Consider the following 22,145-nt stretch of genomic DNA (forward strand, 5'->3'; position numbering starts at 1 on the left):
CCGCAAGGATACCTCAAGCAAGGGCGGGGCGGCGGCTTTTACCCGATTTATCGCAGATTTGTGCTGCGCAATAATTTTGATATAGCTCAAATAGTAAGAGTCTGCGAAGACTACACTTGGTTCATCAACTTAGACAACCAAGGAAAACAAAATGAAAAAAATCGTTATTGCGCTCTCTTTAGCAACTATCGGCCTGACAGCGACTCAGGCAATGGCTCAGCAAAGCCCATGGATGGTGCGTGCCCGCGTTGTGAACATCAGCCCTGCGAATGGTTCTGACCCGGTTGGCGGCGTTGGCGCAGCGGATCGTATCGCGGTCAGCAACAAAACCATTCCTGAAGTGGATATTTCTTATTTCGTGACACCGAACTGGTCTGCCGAACTGGTTCTGACTTACCCGCAAAAACATGATGTGACGCTGGATGGCGCCACGATCGGCAGCTTCAAACACCTGCCACCGACACTGACCGCACAGTATCACTTTACGCCTGATGCGGCGTTCAGCCCTTATATCGGCGCCGGTGTGAATTACACCCGCATCTCGGATGTGAATTTGCTCAAAGGTGCAGCTGATCTGGAGAAAAGCAGTGTTGGTTTTGCCGTGCAGGCTGGTGTGGATTTCAAACTGGACAAAAACTGGTCTTTGAACCTGGATGTGAAAAAAGTGCAGATCCGCAGCGATGTGACTGCCGGCGGTACCAAAATCAGCGCAGTCAAGGTTGACCCATGGCTGGTGGGCGTTGGCGTAGGCTACCGCTTCTGATACGGAAAGTTGTTGGAGTGGGGGAAGCCGGTCTGTGACCGGCTTTTTTTTTGTACAAAATGTCCTGACCGGGCCAGTCTGCGCAGGGTCATACGCGAAACAGTCAGCCGTCCTATAATCTGTCCCGCTGTCAGGCAATGCTGCCTGTCTGCCTAACCTGATTTGACGGAGAACCACCATGACGATTTCTATGTATGCCGCCTCGGTACCGGTATTGACACAAATGCTGGATAGTCTGAGCGATGTGCTGCACAAAGCGGCGGCACATGCCGCAGCCAAAAATATTGCTCCGGAAGTATTGCTGCAGGCGAGGCTGTTTCCCGATATGTTTCCGCTGCTGCGGCAGGTACAGATTGCCGGTGATTTTGCCAAGGGCATTGCCGGGCGTCTGGCGCAGACTGAATTACCCGCTTACGAAGACAATGAGCAGACTTTTGCCGACCTGCAGGCACGGATCGCACGCACCCGGGATTTTATCCAAAGCATCAATGCGGCTGACATGACGGACAGCGAGACACTGGAAATCGTGCTGCGTCCCGGCACGCCGAAGGAGCAGCGCCTGAGTGGTCAGAATTATCTGTTGCATTACGGGTTGCCGCAGTTTTTCTTCCACATCACCACGGCCTATGACATCCTGCGCCACTCCGGCGTGGAGCTGGGCAAAAAAGATTACATGGGACGGTATTGAACACCCGGCACCGGCTGCCTGAATACACCGCCCATTTCAGGGACGGTGGTTCTGGCTGGTGCTGTATTTGTACGCAGCACGGTGGGCTGTAAGTCGCAATTTTGACACTTAATTGCGGTGACTTTTAACTGCCAGATAGGTGTCGAGTGGCTCAGAAAATGAAGAGAGCGGTTCTGATTTAAAAAGTTTTTTCATTAACCGTGGCATGAAGTTATGTGGGGATGTCACAGATAGTGAAAAGATTCGGAATTTGTGCCACGATTAATGAAGATTTAGTGGAAAACCGTAAGGTTTGTCCCAATTTTTTTGAACACACTTGGAGAACATTTATGACCATAAATCAAAACGACGCCGCGCATAGTTACATCAGCCGTTTCGAAGAAGATTTTGCAACTTACATAGACGAGATCGCATCAATCATCGTTCAAACCGACCCTTCGGCTGGCAAACATCCTATTCAAGCCTTAGTCAACGCCTATCACGACCTTGGCAAGACACTGGGCCCTACTGAAATACCTAATTTCAACACATTGACGATGTTAGTCCGTATTACGGGGGCGACAATGGAGCATTCCGGGCAGAATGAAAGTTTAGCCATCCTTGAATATGCAAAATCATTGATCACTAATTGACGCGAATGGTGGTTCTCCCAGCTCGGCTAAGGAAAAAGTCTCGTTCTTCAAAGCACAAAAAAATTTCACTTCCTGTGCCACTACTTTTTCACTAACTTGGCACATTTCATTTTCCGTGTCATTCGACAGGAGGGTGCTTATGGGCGGATATGCACAATGTCCCGCTTCATGGGCGCCAGCCTGGCGATCAGCCGGTTTTGCAGACGCGACGGGATACCAGCCTGCTCCATGGCGATCTGTAAATCTTCTGCCAGCGCGTTGAACTGGGCGGATGTGATCTGCAGACCTGCATGCGTTTCCTTCATACCGTCGCCGCTATACCGGCACGGGCCGTCGCTGAGGACGCAAAATTGTTCCTTGATCAGAGCCGCCAGACGTTTCAGATTGCTGTCCCGGAAGCTGTCTTTGATGCGCGTATCCTGCAGCGCCAGTGCCAGCATGTGATCGACAATCTGGCTGATACCTGCGTTTTCTCCCAGTTCTGCATACAGCGTGACAGCTGCGGGAGATTCCTGTGCCAATGCTGGCTCTGGCCGGGTAAGCTGTGTCATCGTCAACAACAGGGCAAGGCCAGACAGGCAAGGTCGCAAACGGATTCGCATCATCAGTTCCCCATTTGTACGGAAAGATACCAGCCACGCTGATTGACCGGATTGAATACCGTGATATCGCCCAGTCTTGCATAAGCCAGGGTCACCGAGAGATTTTTATTCGGAAACCATGCCAGAAACGCATCGTAGTAGGCTTTTTCATGATCGACGGAGAGATTTTGCGGCTTGCGGCGATATTCCACACCCACTGCCAGTTTGCGGTTCAGCAGATAGGCTGCGGACAGCTCCGGCATCAGCTGATAGTGATTATTCAGATCGCCGCCAAAACCCAGTAAGCCCATCTGGTTGGCTTTGGTTGCGCGCAGTGTGCCATTCAGCAACAGGCTTTGCGCCAGGAATAATTTGCTGGCTGCCACGTAATAATCGATACCATGATCGTCTTTGGCACCCAGCTGTCTGACGCTGGTGATGCCCAACCCTTCCAGTCCCTGTACCGGCTGGCTGCGTTTATACATGGCGCCAATGGCAAGCTGCGGTTTCCAGTTGTCCTGATCGGCAATCAGGTCGCCGCTGATTCGCAGTTTGATTCCGGCGATGTCCTGCCGGAGCGACAACTGATTCAGCGGTGCTTTGCTGCCGCTGAATTCCTGGCTAGCAAGTGACAGCTCCAGTTTGTCGCAAATGCCGGCGGCAACGCCATACGCCTTGAGCCTGTAATCCTGCGTGGGCAGCACCGTCAGATGCGCATTGACGCCATAACTGTCCTCGGTGCCGTAACTGGTGATCAGCGCCCACGGCACAATACCCCCGCCGCCTGCTCCCTCCACCTGTTTCACGCCGCCAGTCGCCAGTAATTTTCCGCTGTCGGGTGCGGCAGGCAACAACTCTGCCTGTGCCTGTGCCAGCGGCAGCAGCATCCACGCGAGGAAAAACGGAAGCAGATCACTAGTCTGTAGGCGCATAGAGATTCCATTCAAAAGAGTGAGCACAGGTGTTGCTAGGCAGATGCAGTGAACATCGTATTTTCTCTATTGTATGCACTTTTATACCGGAGTAAATATAAAGAATCATAAGATGAGCGGGGATGAAACTGCTGGCTGATGCCAATAAATAAAGTTGTTGCAAAGAATTGAGTGGCCGGGAGTGTTCATTTTTGGAACACCCGGATCGATATTTGCTGAATAGATACCGAGCGCTACTTCTACTGAACAGGATTACGGAGATGAAACGCCGTATTATGCTTACCAATCTCTTTGAAATCGTCGTACATACTGGTAAGCTCGGTAGCATGGCGGCGAATAAATCCGGCTTTTTCAGAATGATTGCCCGGTAGCCGTAAAGGCGTGGTATTCCGTCAGCTTTTTCGTAGATTAGTTTTCGCTAATATGAGTCGTTCTTCTTTGCGTCGTGAGCTGGTCATCCCGATTACCATTCTGGTCGTCGGTGTTTCCGCAGCCATTGGCTGGGTATCGATGAAAGCGAGTACCGACGCAGTACAGACACTCACACAGCGCGTGCTGATGGATATGGTGAACCGTATCAACAGCGCCACGGAAAAGCACCTCGACGGTGCCCTGATTGCGCTCGATGCGGTGGCACCTGCCGCTAACCGTGTGCCGCGCGAGCATCCGTTCGTGACCGATATGTATGCGCTGGAAGACAAATTCTGGAGCGCCAGCGGATTGTTCATGGATGTGAACAATTATGTTTATTTCGGTGGCAAGGATGGCCGCTTTGTCGGTGTGTACCGGATCTCCAAAAATGAAGTCCAGCTATTCTGGCGCACGCCGGAGGCCGATCACCGCGATGTCTACCGTGTGACTTCAATCGGTGACCGCTCCAACCTGATCCGCAAGGACGAATTCGATCCGCGCAAGCGCCCCTGGTATCAGGCGGCGATGAATTCGGAAACGCCGGTCTGGTCAAAAATTTACAACAATTTCTCGTTTCATTATCCGACCATCACATTGGCGAAAGCGGTTTTTCAAAAAAACCATGAGTTCGCCGGTGTGGTTGCGACGGATGTGACGCTGAAGGAACTGTCGAATTTTTTACGCAAGCTGGAAATCAGTAAAAACAGCGTTGCTTATATTGTTGACGCCGATGGTTACATTGTGGCGACCTCCGGTAAGGAATTGCCGGAGCGCACCATGAACGGTTTGCCGGAACGCATGCGTGCCGTTGATATGAAAACTGCGCTGATCAGTGAGACATTTTCCCATATTTCGAACACGGTGCTGAACCAGGCAGAGAACGGCACCCGCGAAATGGAACTTAGCATCGGCACCGTCGATGTGGCGATTTCCCCGCTGGGCAATGCACAGGGCCTGAACTGGCAGACTATCGTCGCTGTGCCGCGCGCCGATTTTATGAGCAGTATCAATCAGGGATTCATGCAAAGTATCGTGATCGCCATTGCCTGCATCATTTTTGCACTGACCATCGGGCTGACGATTGTTGAACGTGTGATCCGCGATATCCGCAAGCTGACAGCAGCGGCAAACCTGTTCGGTAATGGCGAACCCATGCCCAAACTGGATATCCGCCGCTCGGATGAAATCGGTATTCTGGCGCAGACCTTCACTGAAATGGAAAGCAAGCTGCGTTTCGATAAACTCACTCAGGTGGCGAACCGCGAATCCTTGTTTGCGCAGATCACCCATTTGCAAAAGGAGGCGCGCCGGAATCCGGGCAGCTCAGTCGGCTTTACTTTGCTCTTCGTCGATCTCGACCGCTTTAAAATGGTGAATGATACTTATGGTCATGATGCGGGCGACAAGGTGCTGATTATCACTGCGGCGAGATTGCGCTCAGTGATCCGTGATACTGATGAGGTGGCGCGTTATGGCGGTGATGAGTTTGTGCTGCTGCTGAAAGAAACCAAAAATTCGATTGATATCCATCAGATGGTGGACAAGATTTCTGCGCTGGTCGAACAGCCCATTTCGCTGGAGCATGCGGTAGTCGACATCGGCGCTTCAATCGGCTGGGCCAGTTTCCCGGAAGACGGCAATGATTACATGCGACTCATCAAAATTGCCGACAGCCGCATGTATAACCGGAAAAGAGACCGCAAATCCGGTCAGATCATTCAGATCGTCTGATTCTGAATCCATTCGTTCAGCCAGGCTGGCAGATCACTGGCTGGCATGGGTTTGGCAATGTGATAACCCTGTGCCTGATCGCAGCCCAGTTCAGTCAGCAGGCTGATGACTTCCGCATTTTCAACACCCTCCGCCACCACCCGCAGTCCCATGTTGTGACCGAGGTCGATGGTCGATTTGACGATCTTGGTGTCGTCGGCATTTTTTTCCATTTTCAGCACGAAGGATTTATCGATTTTCAATTCATCGACCGGTAACCGTTTCAGGTAAGCCAGAGAAGAATAGCCGGTGCCAAAATCGTCGATCGATAATTCCATTCCCATGGCGTGCAGGCGGTCGAGTGTCTGATGCGCCCGCACCGGATCGTCCATGATGGCGCTTTCGGTAATTTCCAGACAAAACGAAGAAGTCGTTACCTGATGCTGTTGCAGGATGCGGGCAAATTTCGCCGGCAATTCCTGATCCAGCAAATCGCGGGTGGAAATATTCACGGACAGCTTGATGTCCAGCCCTGCCTGTTGCCAGTCGCGGCAGGCGGCGGCAGCGGCATTCATGACCCAGTGCGTCAGCTGGCGGATGAAACCGGTCTGTTCGGCAAAGGGAATAAACTGGTCCGGAAAAATGAAGTTGCGTTCCGGATGTATCCAGCGCACCAATGCTTCGGCTGCAACGATCTGACCGGTGTGCAGCGAGAGCTTGGGTTGCACATACAGACGGAATTGCTGACGTTCCAGCGCTGCCCGCATATCGCTGAGCAGGGAAAGGCTTTGCTGGCTGGATTTGTCAATGTCGGGTGAATAGATGACGGCGCCATTCTTGAGCTGCTTGGCGACATACATGGCTACTTCGGTGCGACTCAGCAGACTGGCTGTATCGCCGGCGTGTTCCGGATATCCGGCGATACCGATGCCTGCACCGATATCGACGGTCTGCTCTTCAATGGTGATCGGCTTTTCCAGTGCCAGCAGGATTTTTCCGGCTACCTGCATGGCCTCATCCTGACTGACGCCGGGCAGCATCACTGCGAATTCATCGCCTCCCAGGCGGGCAGGTTTGATGTTGCCTGCTCCCAGTTCGCTGTGGAGAAGTACCGCCACCTGCTGCAGCAGCAGATCACCGAAGCGGTGTCCCATCACATCGTTGACATGCTTAAAGCGGTCCAGGTCCATCATCAGCACATAGCAGGTGCTGGCGCGCGTGCTGGCCTGACGGATGGCATCGTCCAGCATGTTGGTAAACAGTGTGCGGTTTGGCAGATTGGTCAGCGTATCCCAGTACGCCAGACGGCTGATTTCTTTTTCGCGCTGTGCAATCGCATCCCGCATCTGGGAGAAACTGGTGGCCAGGTCGCCAATTTCATCTTTGCGCTGAATATTGATCGGAGTCTGGTAATCACCGGCACCCAGCCGGCGCGCCCGGTCTGCCAGCTGCCTGACCGGGCCGGTAATCCGCCCGGCAGTGACTGCGCTGATGACGGTGGCCAGAATGCCGCCCAGAACAGTCAGGATCAGCAGATTTCTCTGCAACTGTTTGTAAGGCGCAACCGCCTCGCTGATGGAAATTTGCAGCACAGCGATGGTTTTACTTTTTTCATTCTGTACCAGCGGTAATATGCTGGCGCTGTAATAGCTGTCACCCAGTTCAAAATCACGCAGGATTTCGGTGCGCCAGCTGTTGGCAGGCAGCATTTGTGCCAGTGCATTGGCATCGCCTTGGCGGAGGGTGGAAATGTGCGAAGTCCAGGCCTGGCCATTGACAGACGTCAGCAGACTGATCTGCAGCTGGCTCAATTCACGCATGTCGTGAATCAGTTTACTATCAACGGGAATCGCCATCGCGACCCAGCTGATCGTGACCGGCGCCAGGATCGGCACCATCACCATCTGATAGGGTTTGCCGTCCACCATGTCGATGCTGGAGGCATTTCCTTGCTTTCCTGCCTGTTGTATCAGTGCCGACACCGATTTTTGCAAGCCATGTGCCAGCGTATCGCTGCTGGCAGCGGTGATTTTTCCTTCCAGATCGACCAGCATGGTCAGGTCGGCTCCCAGGCGCTGACCGTGATTCAGCAGGGTCGATACGATGGTTTCGGTGTCATGTGTACCGATCGCTTCCCGGAATGCATAGTCCTTGGAAAGCAGGGTAGCGCCCTGAATCAGCTTTTGTGCGTTTTGCTCCAGCAGGCGGGTAAAGACTTTTCCACTCAGCCGCAGTTCTTGGCGGATCGCGTTGCGCGCATTGCTGTCGATGGCATTGCCAATCGCAAAATAACTGACCAGCTGCAAGGCCAGCAATAAACTGATGAACAGAAAGACAATCCTGTTTTTCAGGCTATGAAAACGCATGTGAACGAGCCTTTCATGTTTCATTCCCCGCAGGGAAACAAGAATGTGAATGACAGTGACAAACTCTGTTCCGTTTGGCTCAGAGTGGCAGTTTAATCAGCAGTGGCGCGGTGTCCGTACCGGCCTGCCACGCTCGTTCATGCACCGGACTGCCGGCGGCCTGCTGGTAATGCCAGACTTTGAGCGTGTATTTTCCCGCCGGCATGGCAGGTAACTGCGCTATGCCTCTGGCGTCTGTTTTGGCGAAGTAAGGCGTATTCACAATCTGGATATAGGCAACCATCTGATCATGGATATTGCAGCCGACCACCACTGTGCCGGGCTGGTCAAACACGATCGGGGCGGAAGGCTTGCCGGAGTACAGTTTCAGCTCAAACGGTTTTGGCGCGGAAAAGGAATAAGCATGATGCTTGACAGTGTCATTGTTTGGAAACGATACCGAAGTGCCGGTTTGTATGACGGACACCAGCGGCAGGAATTTCCGGTCTTTTTGCTGGATTTCGGCATTGCCGGGTTTCGGCAGAACCGTGCCTGCAGCAGGCTCGGCGTACACGACCGCATTTTCCAGATCACCTCCCTGCGCATTCACCACATGCACAGCTGGCCGGTCCGGCGCGGCGTGGGTTGCCGGGCTGGCAGCCAGTAAGCCTGACAGTAAAACGGGCAGAAAAAACGAATACACAGTGAACCGCAGGGCGCGCATAGAGAACCTCGTGAGCTGAATGCAGGAGATTCATCTTACTCTGTTTCCCCGTGCTGTTGCAGATATCCGGTGCACCGGGGAGTGCTGATCCGGCGGCTTTTCTCGGCGATGTTCCTGCCAGTGCAGCAACCCGCCGGAGCGGCACTTCAGCTGGAGCGCTGAACCCGGCGCGTTGTGGTCAGCACCACCACGCTGCCCAGGATGATGGCCATCGCCAGCATCGCCTTGGCGGATAAATGCTCACCGCCGAATACCACACCCAGCGTCACGGCAATCACCGGATTGACATAAGCGTAACTTGCCGCCAGCCCGGTATGCACTTTGGACAGTAAATACATATATGCCGTGAATGCCAGTAAGGATCCGGCGATCACCAGGTAAGCCCAGGCAGCGAATGCGGGCATGGTCAGCGGGCCATTCATGTGCTCGCCGCGCAACAGACTCAGAATGACCAGAAACAGGCCGCCGACCAGCATTTCACTGGCAAAACCCATGCCGCCTGTTGCCATCCTGAGTCTTTTCTGCGACAGGATGGAGCCGACATCCCAGCTCAGAATCGCACCCAGCAACAGGATAACTCCCATCGGCTGCGCTGCAAAGCCGTGATCGGATGCCAGCAGCATGGCACCGGCAAAACCGGAGACGATGCCTATCCATTCGCGCCGTTTCGGCCAGTCGCCGAACAGACCTGATAATCCCGATAAAATCATCGGCGAGCAGGCGATGAATACCGCTGTCAGACCGGACGACACATATTGCTGCGCGCACGCCGTCAGGCCGGTGCCGCCGCCCAGCATCAGAATGCCGATGATGCCGCCGTCACGCCATTCGCGCAGTGTTGGATTGGGCGCGCTGTGCCACTTTTGCCACAGATACAAAATCGCTCCTGCCACCAGAAAACGGGTGCCGATCATCAGTAAAGGCGGAAACGCCGTCAGCGCGACCTGTATCGCAAAATAGGTGGAGCCCCAGACGATGTACACCGTCAACAGGGCAGTCAGTACGGATTTCGGTAAATGGCGCATGGCGGTTTTTTCTGTTTGGATCAGATCACAGTGTAAGCCAGCGAAACCCGATGATGAATGGATGATTGAAGGTAAATCAGTTATATTCCTTTTGAATTAAACGAAAAAGGCAGGTTTTTCCATGAAACCAGAATTAGATCTGATGGATGCCCGAATCCTCGATATCTTGCAGTCAGACGCCCGCGTGACGCTGGCTGAAATCGGCCGCCGCATCCATCTGAGTCAGCCCGCTGTGGCGGAGAGAGTGAAACGCATGGAAGCGGCGAACGTCATCACCGGCTACCATGCGCATGTGAATCCGGAAGCCCTGGGTTATGGCATCACCGCGTTTGTGCGTATTGCCAGCCGTTCCAGCGATATTCCCGTGGTCAAGATTGCCGAGCAGGTGCCGGAAGTGATTGAATGTCATGCGATTACCGGCGAAGACTGCGTGATCGTCAAAGTAGTGGCGCCGTCGGTCAGAGAGCTGGAGCGGGTGATTGCCAGCCTGGCGCGCTGTGGCGTGACCTCGACCTCGCTGATTCTGTCGTCGTCGATAGAGCGGCGCTCAATACAACCGGTGGGCTGAGTCATGGAACTGCGCCAGCTCCGCTATTTTGTGGCCATCGTCGATCATGGCTCCCTGTCCCGCGCAGCGCGTGTCCTGCACATCGTGCAGCCTGCACTGAGCCAGCAGATCCAGCAGCTGGAAGACGAGCTGGGCGCAACCCTGCTGCACCGTTCGGCGCAGGGCATGCAGGCGACCGATGCCGGCAAACTGTTTTATGAACATGCACAGGCGATTCTCAAGCAGGTCAGCGATGCCCGAACCACCGTTTTACAGTCGACCGGTAAGCCACGCGGTACGGTGGCACTGGGGATACCGCAAAGTGCCTCTGGCGCACTGGCTTTTCCATTACTCAAAGCGGTGCGTGAAACCTATCCCGATATTCATTTTCAACTGACCGAAGAATTGACCGGAAACCTGACCGAACAGTTACGCTCAGGGCGCCTGAATTTGGCGATTCTGTTCGATGATGGTCAGCTTAATGGTTTTCATTGTCGTCCTCTGGTTCATGAGGAAATGATGTACATCACCCGCAGCGGTTCGCAATTTGCCTCTCGTCGTAAGAGTATGAAACTCGACCAGGTATTACAGGTGCCGTTGATTTTGCCCAGCCTGCAGCATGGGGTGCGGCCGTTGATTGAGCAGGTAGTGCGCGATCATGGCCGGCAGATCAGTGAGGTGATCGACATCACCTCGATTGCGATCCTGAAGTCGGCGCTGATGGCGGATATGGGGGCAACCATTTTGCCGGTATCACCCATGTTGTCGGAAATTCAGCGCGGTGAAATGCTGGCTTTGCCGATCAGCGATGTCCGCTTGTCGCGCACGGTCAGTCTGTGCGCATCCAAAAATATCCCGCTCACCAATGCAGCGCTGGCGGTCGAAAAATTGGTGATCGAGGTGAGTCGCGAACTATGCCAGAGCGGAGTCTGGATCGGAACCCGTCTGACGGATGAACCGCACTGAACCGGATGATTGCAAGCGCAATACTGTACAAGAGGGTGTCGGCTCCTGAACAATAAGTCACTCGGATGGCTGCTGCCGGTGTAAGGCAGACAGCCCGATCAGGGCGGGATAGGCTTCGGTGATCACATACACAGGAATCGCCGCCAGATAATTACGGAAACGCCCTTTTTCTTCAAAGCGCGCACGGAAGCCGGATTGCAGCAAATAGTCGCCCAGGCGCGGCACAATACCACCACCGATATAGATGCCGGCGCGTGCGCCCAGGGTGATTGCCAGATTGGCGGCCATGGTGCCTAGCATTTCACAGAAGCAGGCCAGCACCTCAACGCAGATGGCGCATTGCTGATGCAATCCGCGTTGCAGGATATCGGGGGCTTCCAGCGGTGGTACCGCGGTCTGATGCAGTTCAGCCAGCGCCCGGTAAATCAGCACCAGCCCGGGCCCGGATAACAGGCGTTCGGCGGATACATGCGGGAATTCACGCCAGGCGAATTCCAGAATCGCGACTTCTTTTGTATTTGCCGGGGTAAAGCTGGCATGTCCTCCTTCGCTGTGTAGCGGCAGCCATTTGCCGCCGGCCGGAATCAGACCGGATACGCCGAGTCCGGTGCCCGCACCAAGCAGTCCGATCGCGCTGCCAGCTAAGGGTTGCTTGCCACCGACCTGGAAATACTGGTGCGCTTGCAGATGCGGCAAAGACAGTGCCAGTGCGGTGAAATCATTCACCACATTCAGGCGTTCAAAGCCGAATTGACTGCGGGTTGCGCTAATGGAGAATTCCCAGTGATGGTTGGTCATGCGAACCTGATCACCATGCACCGGATTGGCAATCGCGATACCGGCATGGCGCACCCGGCCGGCACCGGCTGCCATACTTGCGCTGTCCTGCAGATAGCTGTGCAGTGCGGCTTCCAGGCTCGGATAGGCGGCGCAAGGCAGCACTTTGACTGCCTGCAGTTCAGTGTGAGCGGTCTCGATGGCAAAGCGTGCATTGGTGCCGCCGATATCTGCCAGCAGCAAGGGATAAGATGAAGAATTCACAGGGGACGATAGCATTAACACACTCCGTTTATTTCAGGCTTTGTTCCGATACCGGATCGAAGAACACGGCCTTGGACAAATCGAACGCCAGACGCATAGGCTGACCCGGCATCGCGGCTGCACGCGGATGGGTGCGGCAGGTCAGACGGGTGGCATTGAAGCTGGAAAATACCAGCGTGTCCGGCCCGGTTGGTTCGGTCAGTTCGACGATGCAGTCGACTTCGGTAGGATGATGCGCATCGCTGTATGTTTCGCTGTGTTCGGCCCGTCTGGCGCTGGCGGCATCGGTCACATGTTCAGGCCGGATACCGAGTACGATCTCGCCATTGGCCGGTGCCAAACGCTGTATCGCGGCAGCCTGCTCTGCCGGTATCGGCAGCAGCGTGGAGCGACCCTGATGTTCCAGCACAAAATGCAGTTGCTGCTGTTCCTGCAGCACTTTGCCACGCATGAAATTCATCGAAGGTGAGCCAATAAACCCGGCCACAAACATATTCGCAGGCCGGTCGTAAATATCCTGCGGGCTGCCAAACTGCTGGACTACGCCATCGCGCATGACCGCAATTTTGTCACCCAGCGTCATGGCTTCGACCTGATCATGCGTGACATACACGGTGGTGGTTTTCAGGCGCTGATGCATGAGTTTGATTTCAGCCCGCATTTCCACCCGCAACTTGGCATCCAGATTGGATAAGGGCTCGTCAAACAGGAACAGCGAAGGATTGCGGGCAATCGCGCGTCCCATTGCAACGCGCTGGCGCTGACCGCCGGATAAATGCGCCGGTTTGCGATCCAGCAAATGTGTGATCTGCAAAGTCTCAGCCACCCTGTCCACGATTTTCTTTTGTTCGGCAACCGGTACCCGGCGTATGCCCAGACCGAAAGAGATATTTTCACGTACCGTCATGGTCGGATACAAGGCATAGGACTGAAAAACCATTGCGATATCGCGCGACTTGGGCGGCACATCATTGACGCAGCGATCGCCGATATAAATGCCGCCTTCGGACACCGTTTCCAGACCGGCGATCATATTCAGTAATGTGGATTTGCCGCAGCCGGAACCACCGACCAGAATCAGGAACTGACCATCTTCGATATCGAGATTAATTCCTTTCAAAATCTCCGCACCATTCGGGTACACCTTGCGCACATCGCGGATAGATAAGCTTGCCATAAATTCAGTCTCCTTCAGATCTTGCTTTGTTTATTCAGTCTGCATCACATTGCGTGGTAGCTCTGCAGTTCAGCCTTTGACTGCACCGGCAGTCAGGCCGCGTACAAAATATTTTCCAGCCAGCAGATACAGCCCCAGTGTGGGCAGTGCTGCAATGATGGCGGCCGCCATATTCACGTTGTATTCAGTGACACCGGTCGAGGTATTGACCAGGTTATTCAGCGCCACGGTGACGGGTTGGGCATCGGTGCCGCCAAACACCACGCCGAACAGGAAGTCATTCCAGATCTGGGTGAATTGCCAGATAAAGCAGACCATGAAAATCGGCAGCGACAAAGGCAGGATCACACTGCGGTAAATCCGGAAAAAACCTGCACCATCGATGCGTGCCGCTTTCACCAGTTCATCCGGCACGCTCACGTAATAATTACGAAAGAACAGCGTGGTGAACGCGATGCCGTAGACGATATGAACGAACATCAGTCCTGCCGTGGTATTCGATAGACCGGCCAGTCCGAGCAGACGTGCCATCGGCAGAATCACCACCTGAAATGGGATGAAGCAGCCGACCATCAGCGCCGTAAACACGATTTCCGAACCACGGAATTTCCAGTGCGCCAGCACATAGCCATTGACGGAACCGATCAGGGTGGAGATCAGCACTGCCGGCACGGCCATTTTTACCGAGTTCCAGAAGTAAGGCGCCAGTCCTTCGCAACGCACACCGGTACAGGCGCCATTCCAGGCTTTTTGCCAGGCATTCAGATTGATCCGGGCGGGAAAATCGAGCAGATTGCCGGCCCGGATCTCGTCCAGAGTTTTGACCGAGGTGGTCAGCATCACATACAGCGGCGCCAGGTAATACAGCGCACACAGGATCAGCAACATGTAGATCAACAGGCGGCCAATGCGGCCTTGGGATTCAGCGTGCACGGCCAGCCTCCTTGGTTTCCAGATAAATCAGCGGCACCAGTACCGCCAGTACCGTCATCAGCATCATCATGGCCGATGCCGCGCCCAGACCCAGTTGTCCGCGTGTGAAAGAAAACTGATACATAAAAATCGCCGGTACATCCGAGGAAGTGCCAGGGCCGCCCGCAGTCAGCGCCATGACCAGATCGAAACTCTTGATCGCGATATGACTAAGTACCAGCAAGACACTGAAAAACACCGGACGCAGCGCCGGAATCACGATCTTCCGGTAGATCGTCGGCAGGCTGGCGCCGTCGACCATGGCGGCTTTGATGATGCTGTCATCCACACCGCGCAGTCCTGCCAGAAACAATGCCATCACAAATCCTGAGGATTGCCACACACCGGCAATCACCACGGTGTAGATCGCCATATCGGAATCCACCAGCCAGTCCATCGAAAACTGGGTATAGCCCCAGTCATGCACCATTTTTTCCAGACCGAGGCCGGGATTGAGTATCCATTTCCAGGCGGCGCCGGTCACGATGAAAGACAGTGCCATCGGATACAGATAGATGGCGCGCAGCGCACCTTCCAGACGGATTTTCTGGTCCAGAAAGACCGCCAGCAACAAGCCGGTGATCAGGCAGATCAGAATGAATAAACCGCCGAAAATACCCAGATTGGCGGCGGATACCCACCAGCGGTCAAGATCGAATAAGTTGCTGTATTGCTCCAGACCGGCGAAGCTGTAATCGGGCATCAGACGCGATTCGGTCAGCGACAGATAGGCAGTGAATGCAATAAAGCCATACACAAACAACAGGGAAGCAAACACCGTAGGGGATAACACCAGCCTGGGTAGCCAGCGATCCCCCAGATGTGCCAGACGCCGTGTCAGCGGTACGCTGGCTGTGGGTAAAACAGGGGAAGACGGGTGGTTGACCGACATACTCAAATTCTCCGGGACTGTAGCGGCACATCAGCTCTGCGAGTCTGTAACTGACAGTATACTGAGGCGATGCGCGGATACATCAACTGATGATTGCTGCTGCCGCACGGGCGACAGCAGCGGGACCTGCTTATTTGGCTTTTGCGGCTTTGACCAGGGCCAGAGCTGCTGCCTGTGATGTCATCGTGGAGTTCATGAAGCGGGCCACCACGTCCTGAATTGCACCGGCTTTGGCTGAGTCGATCGCCATACCATGCGCGAAACTCGGTACCAGTCCGCCAGACTTGCTGGTCGCATCCATGTCATCCATGGATTTCAGTGCGCAGCTGTCAAACTTGGCGCGTGATACACCGGCACGCGCCGGGATAGAGCCTTTGTTCAGGTTGAATACTTCCTGAAATTCCGGACTCATCACGGTGTTGGCCAGCGTCAGCTGGGCTTTTTGCTGATCTGCGCCTTTGACAGTGAACATCGCCAGCGAATCGATATTAAAGGTAAAGGCTTTGTCTGTGCCAGGTGCAGGCAGACACAGGTAATCCTTGCCCGGCTGTTTGCCGGCTGCGCTGAATTCACCCTTAGCCCAGTCGCCCATGAACTGCATACCGGCTTTGCCATTGATGATCATGGCCGTTGCCAGATTCCAGTCGCGTCCGGCTGCATCTTTATCGATATAGGTTTTGATTTTTGCCAGTGTATCGAAGGCCTTGATCATGGTCGGGCTGTTCAGGCTGGCAGGGTCGAGTTGTACCAGTGCTTTCTGATAAAACGCGGCGCCGCCCACACCCAATACCACGGATTCAAACACGGTGGCGTCCTGCCATGGCTGGCCGCCATGCGCGACCGCGATCAGACCGGCTTTTTTGATCTTGTCGGCAGCGACAAAGAATTCATCGAAATTGGTCGGTGCAGTAGCACCGGCTTTTTTCAGCACTTCCGGATTCACCCACAGCCAGTTGACGCGATGAACATTGACCGGCACCGCCACATAATGGCCTTTGTACTTCATGACGTTCGACACCACTTTAGGCAGGCTGGCATCCCATTTGCCTTCTGTCGCAGCGACATCGATATTGGCCAGTACGCCTTCCTTGCCCCATTCCTGTATCGATGGGCCTTTGATCTGCGCTGCGGTCGGTGCGCTGCCTGCGATCACGCGCGCCTTGAGCGCGGTCATGGCATTTTCACCGCCACCACCGGCCACGGCGAAGTCTTTCCAGCTCACGCCTTTGGCTTCCATGAGTTTTTTCAATTCAGCGGCGGATTTGGCTTCGCCGCCGGAAGTCCAGTAATGCAGCACTTCGACTTCTGCTGCTATGCCGGACAGCGGGAAGGCCAGCAGACTGCCGGCTGCGAGCGTGGCTTGTACGATTTGTTTGAGTTTCATGGAACGGTCTCCAAGTGTGGGCATCCTGGGTGGATGCGCCTTTGTAGTGTAAGGGGCGCCGGATGAATGGCGCCAGAGTCAGATGCTTAATTGTGGCTTTGTGGGTCTTTATCTCAGAACCAGGTTTCCAGCTGGATGCCGACCGAGGTGCCGCTGGTATTGTTGCCATATACCGGACCGGAGTTATTGCTGGCGTTGACGGCGGCGGTCGCTGCATTATTCCATTTTCCGTAAGTAACAAAGGCACGTAGTTCAGGACGTGACCAGTAGCTTTCGCCCATTGCGATAGTCGGCGCGATGGTGAGTTTGGTCAGTTGCAGTGCTTCGCCGCCATTGGCCTGGGTGACGCGGCTGGTACCGAGTTCTGCCTGTAGTTTCAGATTTTGCGTGAACGCATAGACTGGACGTGCGCCTAAGGTGGTCCAGGTGGAAGAACCACCGGCATTGGATTTATCACGCTGCATCAGTGCCACGAATTCCATGCTGAACTGACGGGTAGGCTGGATCACCAGATCATTAAAAATGCGCAGACGGGTGACATCCGAACCGAGCAGGGTACTGCCTGAGCTGCCGATACGGTCGCAGCAAGGGCCGCCGACGCCGGTACCCGGACCCACGCCATATTGAATGCCGAAGGTATTGCTGCCGCCGAAAACCTTGTCCTGTTTATGAAAGACCGACAATTGCCAGCCATTGTGGCGGTCGCTGCCCTGTGCACTGATCAGTGACAGCGCCATGTCTATCGTGCCGTCCTGATTGACTGGTAAGCCTTCATAGGTCAGATTCTGACGCAGTGCGGCATCGCTGCTCAGCTGCTTGCCGGTTTTTGCATCGAATACATTGCTGTCATTGTCTTTGAAAATCGCATAGCTGAATTTTCCCGGGCCCAGACCGATTTTGTCGAAACCGCCGCCGGTACCGTTCAGATTGATGTATTGCAGGTCCAGCATATGAATATCCGGACGGAAGTAGTAACGCTTACCGACCCAGGCCACACCGCCATTCAGGAAATCCAGCCCCTTGGCTTCGACATAGGCTTTGGCGATTTCAGGTTTGGCATTGCCGAAGTCCGAACCGTTTTTATACGCATCCAGCCACAGTGTGCCAACGAAGCTCACGCCATTGGCGGACTTCGCCAGTTCCTTGGTATAGCCGCCTTCGAAATAGCTGTCGCATTCATTGCCGAGGCGGTATTTCATGGTATTGCCGCCGAGGTCGAAGCAGCTTTGCGGACCTTTTTCTGAACTGCTGCCGACACCGGCGCGCAGGTAGCCGTGGAATTCACCTTCTGCTTCGCTGGCCTGTGCCATGCCTGCGCTCAGGGCGAGCGCGACCAACGCGGACATACCGCGCAGTTTGCTGTATTTCATGTTGTCTCCGTCTTTTTTATCTATGTGTTTTGGGTATGCCACAACATGCGGAACGTAGGAATAGAGAAGACCGCATGCTGATTTTGTTGTGGCAGGCAGACATTAACAGCGTGATCAATGTGATACCAGCTGGCCGTTGTGTAATCTGGTGATTAAGGTTAAGTGTATGATTTTTAAGGAAAAATAAAAAATATAACAAATTATCTGCTTACATAACTTTACAAAGCGCTGGCTGTTTAGCTGGTGGTTTAATGAAGGAATTGACTGTGCGACACAGGGGGAAATGGTATTTGCTGCGGCTGAAATGCTTCGCAAGCTATGCTCACACTTCTTTACAAAGACCTATGCTTTTTTACCTCGGTAAGCAGACGGAGTTGCGCTATAGTTTGTGCCGAGACAAAGAAGGATCCGAACGGTGCAAACAGAACAACAAGATTTCTTGCCCGCGGAGGACGATATATGCGTACAGAAGCTCAGGCCCGGCAGCTGGAGCCATCTGTTCATATCATGTCTGCTGGCAGTCAGCTGCACGGCAGTACAGGCGCAGTCAGTGCAGGTTCTGCACTGGTGGAAATCCCTCAGCGAGCAACAGGCAGTCAATCTCCTGACCATGAAGCTGGCGCAGGATAATCTGCAATGGCGCGATGGACTGGTTCCCAGTGGCTCCGGCGTCGGTGCCAGTATTGTGCTCAAGAGTCGCATACTGGCTGGCAATGCGCCAGAAGCGGCACAACTCAATGGCGTGCTGATATCCGAATGGGCCGATTTGGGTTTGTTGCTGGATATCGATAGTGTGGCGCAGTCTGGAAAATGGGAAAAAAATCTGTTTCCCAAAGTCTGGAATCTGATCCAGGTGAAAAATCATGTGGTGGCGGCCCCGCTGGGGATTCATCGTATTAACACCCTGTTTTATAACAAAAAAATCTTCAGCAAGCTGGAACTGGAGCCACCTTCGGACTGGGAAGAATTCGACCAGATTGTGCGCAAACTGCAGCAGGCCGGGATCACGCCACTCGCGCAAAGTAGCGAGATCTGGCAGGTCGCCACGCTGTTTGAATCGGTATTGCTCTCCGTTTCCAGCCCCGCCTTTTATCAGGATATATTCGTCCGCAAACAAGCATCAGCCTTTATGGATGCGCGCTTTGCCAATGCCTTGAAGCGACTGCGTCTGCTGAAAAAAGCGATGCCGAATCCGGTTCCAGATAAGCTGTGGATGGATCTGAGCCGTCAGTTGGCAGATGGACAGGTGGCGATGCTGATCATGGGCGATTGGGTCAAGGGTGAACTGAATATACTGGGGCAGAGCACCGATGTGGGTTTTTCCTGTGTGGCCGTACCAGGTACTGCGGCCTACCATATTTATGATGTGGATACCCTGGTCATGCTGGCCAAAGACAGCAGCAAACGCGGTGCGCAGGAAAAGCTGGCGCAGTGGGTGGTCTCACCGGCTTTGCAACAGGAATACAATCAGGTGAAAGGTTCGATTCCGGCACTGAAAAATCCTGATCTGGGCAAAATGGATAGCTGTGCCAGATCAGCCTGGAAAGTGTTTTCCAGCAGCACCAGTGCACAGGTACCCAGCTTTGCACACCGGATGGCGACCGATGAGATTTCCAGAGATGCGATGATGGATGAGATACATCGTTTCTTTATGGATGATCAGATGACAGTGGGGGAGGCACAGAAGCGCATGGCGACCATGATGCGTTCACTCCCGAAAAATAGAGCAGGAAATGATGCGCAAGATATTAATCGTTGATGATGACCAGAAGACCCGCAGTTTATTGAAAACCTATCTGGAAAAAAATCAGTATGAAGTCAAACTCGCCCATAACGGCGAGTCGTTTTTGACCGAATTTCAGCGTTACAGCGAAGAGTTATCACTGGTGATCCTGGATGTGATGCTGCCGGATACTGATGGCTTCGCGTTGTGTAAAACCGTGCGGCAAAAATCGAATCTTCCAATCATTATGCTGACTGCCAGCTCGGACGATACTGACCGTATCGTTGGCTTGGAACTGGGGGCGGATGACTATATCGCCAAACCATATAACCCACGTGAATTACTGGCGAGGATCAAGGCAATACATCGCCGGGTCGGCTCTGAGACTGCCGGTGCACCGCGCCTCTACCGGTTTGCCGGGTTCACCATGGATACGGTGGAACGTTCGGTGGTTGATGCCGACGGTGAACTTATTGCCCTGACCGGTATGGACTTTCAGTTGCTCAAATACTTTGTTGAGCATCCGGGCGATATCCTCGATCGCAATATACTCAGCGAAGAAACCCGGGGCCGCGATGCCGGGCCGCTGGATCGTTCCCTTGATGTGCAGATCAGCCGTTTGCGCCTGCGTCTGCATGATGACGGCAAACAACCGCAACTGATCAAGACGGTGCGCGGTGCGGGCTATGTATTTTCTGCCGATGTCACGGCCGGTAGCGTAGCGTGAGCCGTCCGGGTAGTTTCAGTATGCGATTACAACAAAGACTGCTGAGCTGGATTCCGCAATCGCTGTTGGGGCGACTGAGTCTGGTCATGCTGGCTGGCGTGATGCTGGTGCAGTTTGCCGGGAATGCGATCTGGGCTGCGCAGATGCGCAGAGAGGCGCGTACCGAAGTGCGTACTGCAGCCGAACATCTAGGACACAGTGCCGCCAGCAGTCTGCGTTACTTCCTCAGTTTACCGGTGAATTATCGCAGTCTGGTGATACAGCAATTCCGTGAAATGGGCGGCACCCGTTTCTTTGTCAATCTGACCGATGGACCGGTACAGATGACGCCATTTGCTGAGGAAGAATTATCGACGCTGGCGGTGCAGCAGGTGCACAAAGTGATACAGCAGGAAATGCCGGCGATCCGGCAATTACAGGTCAGCTTCGCATGGCCGCAGGATGTGCGTTTTTCGCAGGATGGCAGCGGTATCAGCGACGTACCGGATAAATGGGTTGAACATATTTTAGTCACCCGGCCTAAGCCCGCGCCCATCATGGTGATTCAGGCTGAACTGGAAAGCGGGAGCTGGCTGTATCTGGCAACGCTGATGCCGAATCCTTACTTCCTGAATGACGGCGATCCGTTTTCCGGCGACCGCGTGTTATTACAGCTGCTGACTTTGCTCGCGGTGTTTGTGTTGTCGTTGCTGGTGGTGCGCTGGATCACCCGCCCGCTTGCCGCTTTGTCGTCAGCGGCAGATGCGTTTGGTCAGGGCGGCAGCATACCTGCCTTACCGGATACCGGCAGTAAGGAATTTCTGAATACGGCCCGCGCCTTCGCCCTGATGCGTGAACGTATACAACGCTATATCGAAGACCGCGAACGTTTGTTTGTCTCGATTTCACATGACTTGCGCACACCCATTATGCGTTTGAAATTGCGTGCCGAATTGCTCGATGATGATGTGACGCGCAGTGAATTCCATGATGACCTGGATGAACTCGATATGATGGTCAAGGGCGCGTTGCAATGCGTGAAAGACAGTGATATTCATGAAAACCCGACCGCCATCCGGCTTGATGTGCTGATCGGACGCATGGTCAGGGATGTGAAACTGAGTGGTCACGCCATCGCTTTTGAACCATCCGGCATCGAGGTGATCGCCAAGCCACTCGCCCTGAAACGGGCAATCAGTAATCTGCTCAATAACGCACTGCATTATGGCTGTCAGGTCAGCATCAGCGTGATTCAGACTAAACAATATGTGGAAATTGCGATTCGCGATCATGGGCCCGGTGTTCCGGAACAGGCCCTGGCAACCCTGTTTGATCCCTATGTCAGACTGGAACATGGCCGCCAGAGTAATCAGTCCGGTATGGGGCTGGGGCTGGGCATTGCACGCGACATCGTGCAGGCACATCAGGGTGAACTGATCCTGCAGAATGCGCCGGGAGGCGGTTTTCTGGCTTGCATACGATTACCGGTGCAGGTACTGCCGGATAACGTGCTGCACGATTTTTCTTAAGTTCAAGACATATGCGCAACGCCCCCG

Annotated in this window: 20 protein-coding genes; 9 read left to right on the forward strand and 11 right to left on the reverse strand. The window is 54.1% G+C overall.

Annotated features, from left to right (window positions below):
- Positions 1-151: 151 nt before the first annotated feature.
- From H8K27_RS01290 to H8K27_RS01300, 3 genes are all read left to right on the forward strand, one after another.
- On the forward strand, positions 152-763 hold the full coding sequence (locus tag H8K27_RS01290; RefSeq protein WP_186861430.1) for an OmpW/AlkL family protein: 612 nt from the start codon (positions 152-154) through the stop codon (positions 761-763).
- 178 nt (positions 764-941) lie between these two features.
- Positions 942-1,451 (forward strand): DUF1993 domain-containing protein, encoded by a 510-nt coding sequence (locus tag H8K27_RS01295; RefSeq protein ID WP_186861431.1) that lies wholly within the window; start codon positions 942-944, stop codon positions 1,449-1,451.
- Positions 1,452-1,780: 329 nt separating this feature from the next.
- Positions 1,781-2,083, forward strand: coding sequence for a hypothetical protein (locus H8K27_RS01300; RefSeq protein ID WP_186861432.1), 303 nt, complete (start codon positions 1,781-1,783; stop codon positions 2,081-2,083).
- Positions 2,084-2,220: 137 nt separating this feature from the next.
- Here H8K27_RS01300 and H8K27_RS01305 read toward each other — a convergent pair whose 3' ends face one another.
- Positions 2,221-2,688, reverse strand: a complete 468-nt coding sequence (locus H8K27_RS01305) for a group I truncated hemoglobin (protein WP_186861433.1) — start codon at positions 2,686-2,688, stop codon at positions 2,221-2,223.
- Positions 2,688-3,551, reverse strand: coding sequence for a DUF3034 family protein (locus tag H8K27_RS01310; protein ID WP_230418879.1), 864 nt, complete (start codon positions 3,549-3,551; stop codon positions 2,688-2,690). Before H8K27_RS01310 ends, H8K27_RS01305 begins: the two co-directional genes overlap by 1 nt.
- A gap of 468 nt (positions 3,552-4,019) precedes the next feature.
- On the opposite strand from H8K27_RS01310, the gene H8K27_RS01315 reads away from it, so the two are divergent.
- Entirely contained in the window at positions 4,020-5,738 is a 1,719-nt protein-coding gene (locus H8K27_RS01315; RefSeq protein WP_186861435.1) for a diguanylate cyclase domain-containing protein, read from the forward strand.
- On the opposite strand, the gene H8K27_RS01320 is transcribed toward H8K27_RS01315, so the two are convergent.
- The 3 genes from H8K27_RS01320 to yedA all read right to left on the reverse strand — a co-directional run bounded on the left by H8K27_RS01320 (position 5,726) and on the right by yedA (position 9,811).
- Entirely contained in the window at positions 5,726-8,083 is a 2,358-nt protein-coding gene (locus tag H8K27_RS01320) for a bifunctional diguanylate cyclase/phosphodiesterase (protein ID WP_186861436.1), read from the reverse strand. The genes H8K27_RS01315 and H8K27_RS01320 overlap by 13 nt on opposite strands.
- Before the next feature lie 79 nt (positions 8,084-8,162).
- Complete coding sequence (locus H8K27_RS01325) at positions 8,163-8,786, reverse strand: methylamine utilization protein (RefSeq protein WP_186861437.1); 624 nt, start codon at positions 8,784-8,786, stop codon at positions 8,163-8,165.
- A gap of 146 nt (positions 8,787-8,932) precedes the next feature.
- On the reverse strand, positions 8,933-9,811 hold the full coding sequence (yedA, locus tag H8K27_RS01330) for a drug/metabolite exporter YedA (protein WP_186861438.1): 879 nt from the start codon (positions 9,809-9,811) through the stop codon (positions 8,933-8,935).
- A gap of 121 nt (positions 9,812-9,932) precedes the next feature.
- On the opposite strand from yedA, the gene H8K27_RS01335 reads away from it, so the two are divergent.
- Positions 9,933-10,379, forward strand: a complete 447-nt coding sequence (locus H8K27_RS01335) for an Lrp/AsnC family transcriptional regulator (protein ID WP_186861439.1) — start codon at positions 9,933-9,935, stop codon at positions 10,377-10,379.
- Between the two features lie 3 nt (positions 10,380-10,382).
- The gene (locus H8K27_RS01340; RefSeq protein WP_186861440.1) at positions 10,383-11,324 is read left to right on the forward strand and encodes a LysR substrate-binding domain-containing protein; all 942 of its coding nucleotides are present in this window, start codon (positions 10,383-10,385) and stop codon (positions 11,322-11,324) included.
- 57 nt (positions 11,325-11,381) lie between these two features.
- Here H8K27_RS01340 and H8K27_RS01345 read toward each other — a convergent pair whose 3' ends face one another.
- The 6 genes from H8K27_RS01345 to H8K27_RS01370 all read right to left on the reverse strand — a co-directional run bounded on the left by H8K27_RS01345 (position 11,382) and on the right by H8K27_RS01370 (position 18,160).
- Complete coding sequence (locus tag H8K27_RS01345; protein WP_186861441.1) at positions 11,382-12,380, reverse strand: glucokinase; 999 nt, start codon at positions 12,378-12,380, stop codon at positions 11,382-11,384.
- 13 nt (positions 12,381-12,393) lie between these two features.
- Positions 12,394-13,542 carry an ABC transporter ATP-binding protein gene (locus H8K27_RS01350; protein WP_186861442.1) on the reverse strand — a complete coding sequence of 383 codons (1,149 nt, stop codon included), beginning with the start codon at positions 13,540-13,542 and terminating at the stop codon, positions 12,394-12,396.
- Between the two features lie 69 nt (positions 13,543-13,611).
- Positions 13,612-14,430, reverse strand: coding sequence for a carbohydrate ABC transporter permease (locus tag H8K27_RS01355; RefSeq protein ID WP_186861988.1), 819 nt, complete (start codon positions 14,428-14,430; stop codon positions 13,612-13,614).
- A gap of 34 nt (positions 14,431-14,464) precedes the next feature.
- Positions 14,465-15,406 carry a carbohydrate ABC transporter permease gene (locus H8K27_RS01360; protein WP_186861443.1) on the reverse strand — a complete coding sequence of 314 codons (942 nt, stop codon included), beginning with the start codon at positions 15,404-15,406 and terminating at the stop codon, positions 14,465-14,467.
- A 130-nt stretch (positions 15,407-15,536) separates the two neighbouring features.
- Positions 15,537-16,790, reverse strand: a complete 1,254-nt coding sequence (locus H8K27_RS01365; RefSeq protein ID WP_186861444.1) for an ABC transporter substrate-binding protein — start codon at positions 16,788-16,790, stop codon at positions 15,537-15,539.
- Between the two features lie 113 nt (positions 16,791-16,903).
- On the reverse strand, positions 16,904-18,160 hold the full coding sequence (locus H8K27_RS01370; protein WP_186861445.1) for a maltoporin: 1,257 nt from the start codon (positions 18,158-18,160) through the stop codon (positions 16,904-16,906).
- A 415-nt stretch (positions 18,161-18,575) separates the two neighbouring features.
- Here H8K27_RS01370 and H8K27_RS01375 point away from each other — a divergent pair, with 415 nt between their 5' ends.
- From H8K27_RS01375 to H8K27_RS01385, 3 genes are read left to right on the forward strand one after another with little or no spacing between them, the layout of a single operon-like run.
- Positions 18,576-19,919, forward strand: coding sequence for an ABC transporter substrate-binding protein (locus H8K27_RS01375; protein ID WP_329604324.1), 1,344 nt, complete (start codon positions 18,576-18,578; stop codon positions 19,917-19,919).
- Positions 19,894-20,610: a response regulator gene (locus H8K27_RS01380; RefSeq protein ID WP_186861446.1), complete on the forward strand. Its 717-nt coding sequence runs from the start codon at positions 19,894-19,896 to the stop codon at positions 20,608-20,610. Before H8K27_RS01375 ends, H8K27_RS01380 begins: the two co-directional genes overlap by 26 nt.
- A gap of 20 nt (positions 20,611-20,630) precedes the next feature.
- A complete protein-coding gene (locus H8K27_RS01385; protein WP_186861447.1) occupies positions 20,631-22,118 on the forward strand; it encodes a sensor histidine kinase in 1,488 nt (495 codons plus the stop codon).
- The last annotated feature ends 27 nt before the right edge of the window (positions 22,119-22,145 follow it).

It is taken from the genome of Cognatundibacterium griseum (assembly GCF_014284195.1).
In the GTDB taxonomy this organism is placed as follows: Bacteria; Pseudomonadota; Gammaproteobacteria; order Burkholderiales; family Burkholderiaceae_D; genus Undibacterium; species Undibacterium griseum.

What these genes read in the sequence shown, in the direction of transcription:
- H8K27_RS01335 (WP_186861439.1), top strand. Translation starts at nt 9,933, where the DNA reads ATGAAACCAGAATTAGATCTGATGGATGCCCGAATCCTCGATATCTTG.
- H8K27_RS01340 (WP_186861440.1), top strand. Translation starts at nt 10,383, where the DNA reads ATGGAACTGCGCCAGCTCCGCTATTTTGTGGCCATCGTCGATCATGGC.
- yedA (WP_186861438.1), bottom strand. Translation starts at nt 9,811, where the DNA reads ATGCGCCATTTACCGAAATCCGTACTGACTGCCCTGTTGACGGTGTAC.
- H8K27_RS01350 (WP_186861442.1), bottom strand. Translation starts at nt 13,542, where the DNA reads ATGGCAAGCTTATCTATCCGCGATGTGCGCAAGGTGTACCCGAATGGT.
- H8K27_RS01290 (WP_186861430.1), top strand. Translation starts at nt 152, where the DNA reads ATGAAAAAAATCGTTATTGCGCTCTCTTTAGCAACTATCGGCCTGACA.
- H8K27_RS01355 (WP_186861988.1), bottom strand. Translation starts at nt 14,430, where the DNA reads ATGTTGCTGATCCTGTGTGCGCTGTATTACCTGGCGCCGCTGTATGTG.
- H8K27_RS01305 (WP_186861433.1), bottom strand. Translation starts at nt 2,688, where the DNA reads ATGATGCGAATCCGTTTGCGACCTTGCCTGTCTGGCCTTGCCCTGTTG.
- H8K27_RS01300 (WP_186861432.1), top strand. Translation starts at nt 1,781, where the DNA reads ATGACCATAAATCAAAACGACGCCGCGCATAGTTACATCAGCCGTTTC.
- H8K27_RS01360 (WP_186861443.1), bottom strand. Translation starts at nt 15,406, where the DNA reads ATGTCGGTCAACCACCCGTCTTCCCCTGTTTTACCCACAGCCAGCGTA.
- H8K27_RS01320 (WP_186861436.1), bottom strand. Translation starts at nt 8,083, where the DNA reads ATGCGTTTTCATAGCCTGAAAAACAGGATTGTCTTTCTGTTCATCAGT.
- H8K27_RS01295 (WP_186861431.1), top strand. Translation starts at nt 942, where the DNA reads ATGACGATTTCTATGTATGCCGCCTCGGTACCGGTATTGACACAAATG.
- H8K27_RS01345 (WP_186861441.1), bottom strand. Translation starts at nt 12,380, where the DNA reads ATGCTATCGTCCCCTGTGAATTCTTCATCTTATCCCTTGCTGCTGGCA.
- H8K27_RS01380 (WP_186861446.1), top strand. Translation starts at nt 19,894, where the DNA reads ATGATGCGCAAGATATTAATCGTTGATGATGACCAGAAGACCCGCAGT.
- H8K27_RS01315 (WP_186861435.1), top strand. Translation starts at nt 4,020, where the DNA reads ATGAGTCGTTCTTCTTTGCGTCGTGAGCTGGTCATCCCGATTACCATT.
- H8K27_RS01370 (WP_186861445.1), bottom strand. Translation starts at nt 18,160, where the DNA reads ATGAAATACAGCAAACTGCGCGGTATGTCCGCGTTGGTCGCGCTCGCC.
- H8K27_RS01385 (WP_186861447.1), top strand. Translation starts at nt 20,631, where the DNA reads ATGCGATTACAACAAAGACTGCTGAGCTGGATTCCGCAATCGCTGTTG.
- H8K27_RS01310 (WP_230418879.1), bottom strand. Translation starts at nt 3,551, where the DNA reads ATGCTGCTGCCGCTGGCACAGGCACAGGCAGAGTTGTTGCCTGCCGCA.
- H8K27_RS01325 (WP_186861437.1), bottom strand. Translation starts at nt 8,786, where the DNA reads ATGCGCGCCCTGCGGTTCACTGTGTATTCGTTTTTTCTGCCCGTTTTA.
- H8K27_RS01365 (WP_186861444.1), bottom strand. Translation starts at nt 16,790, where the DNA reads ATGAAACTCAAACAAATCGTACAAGCCACGCTCGCAGCCGGCAGTCTG.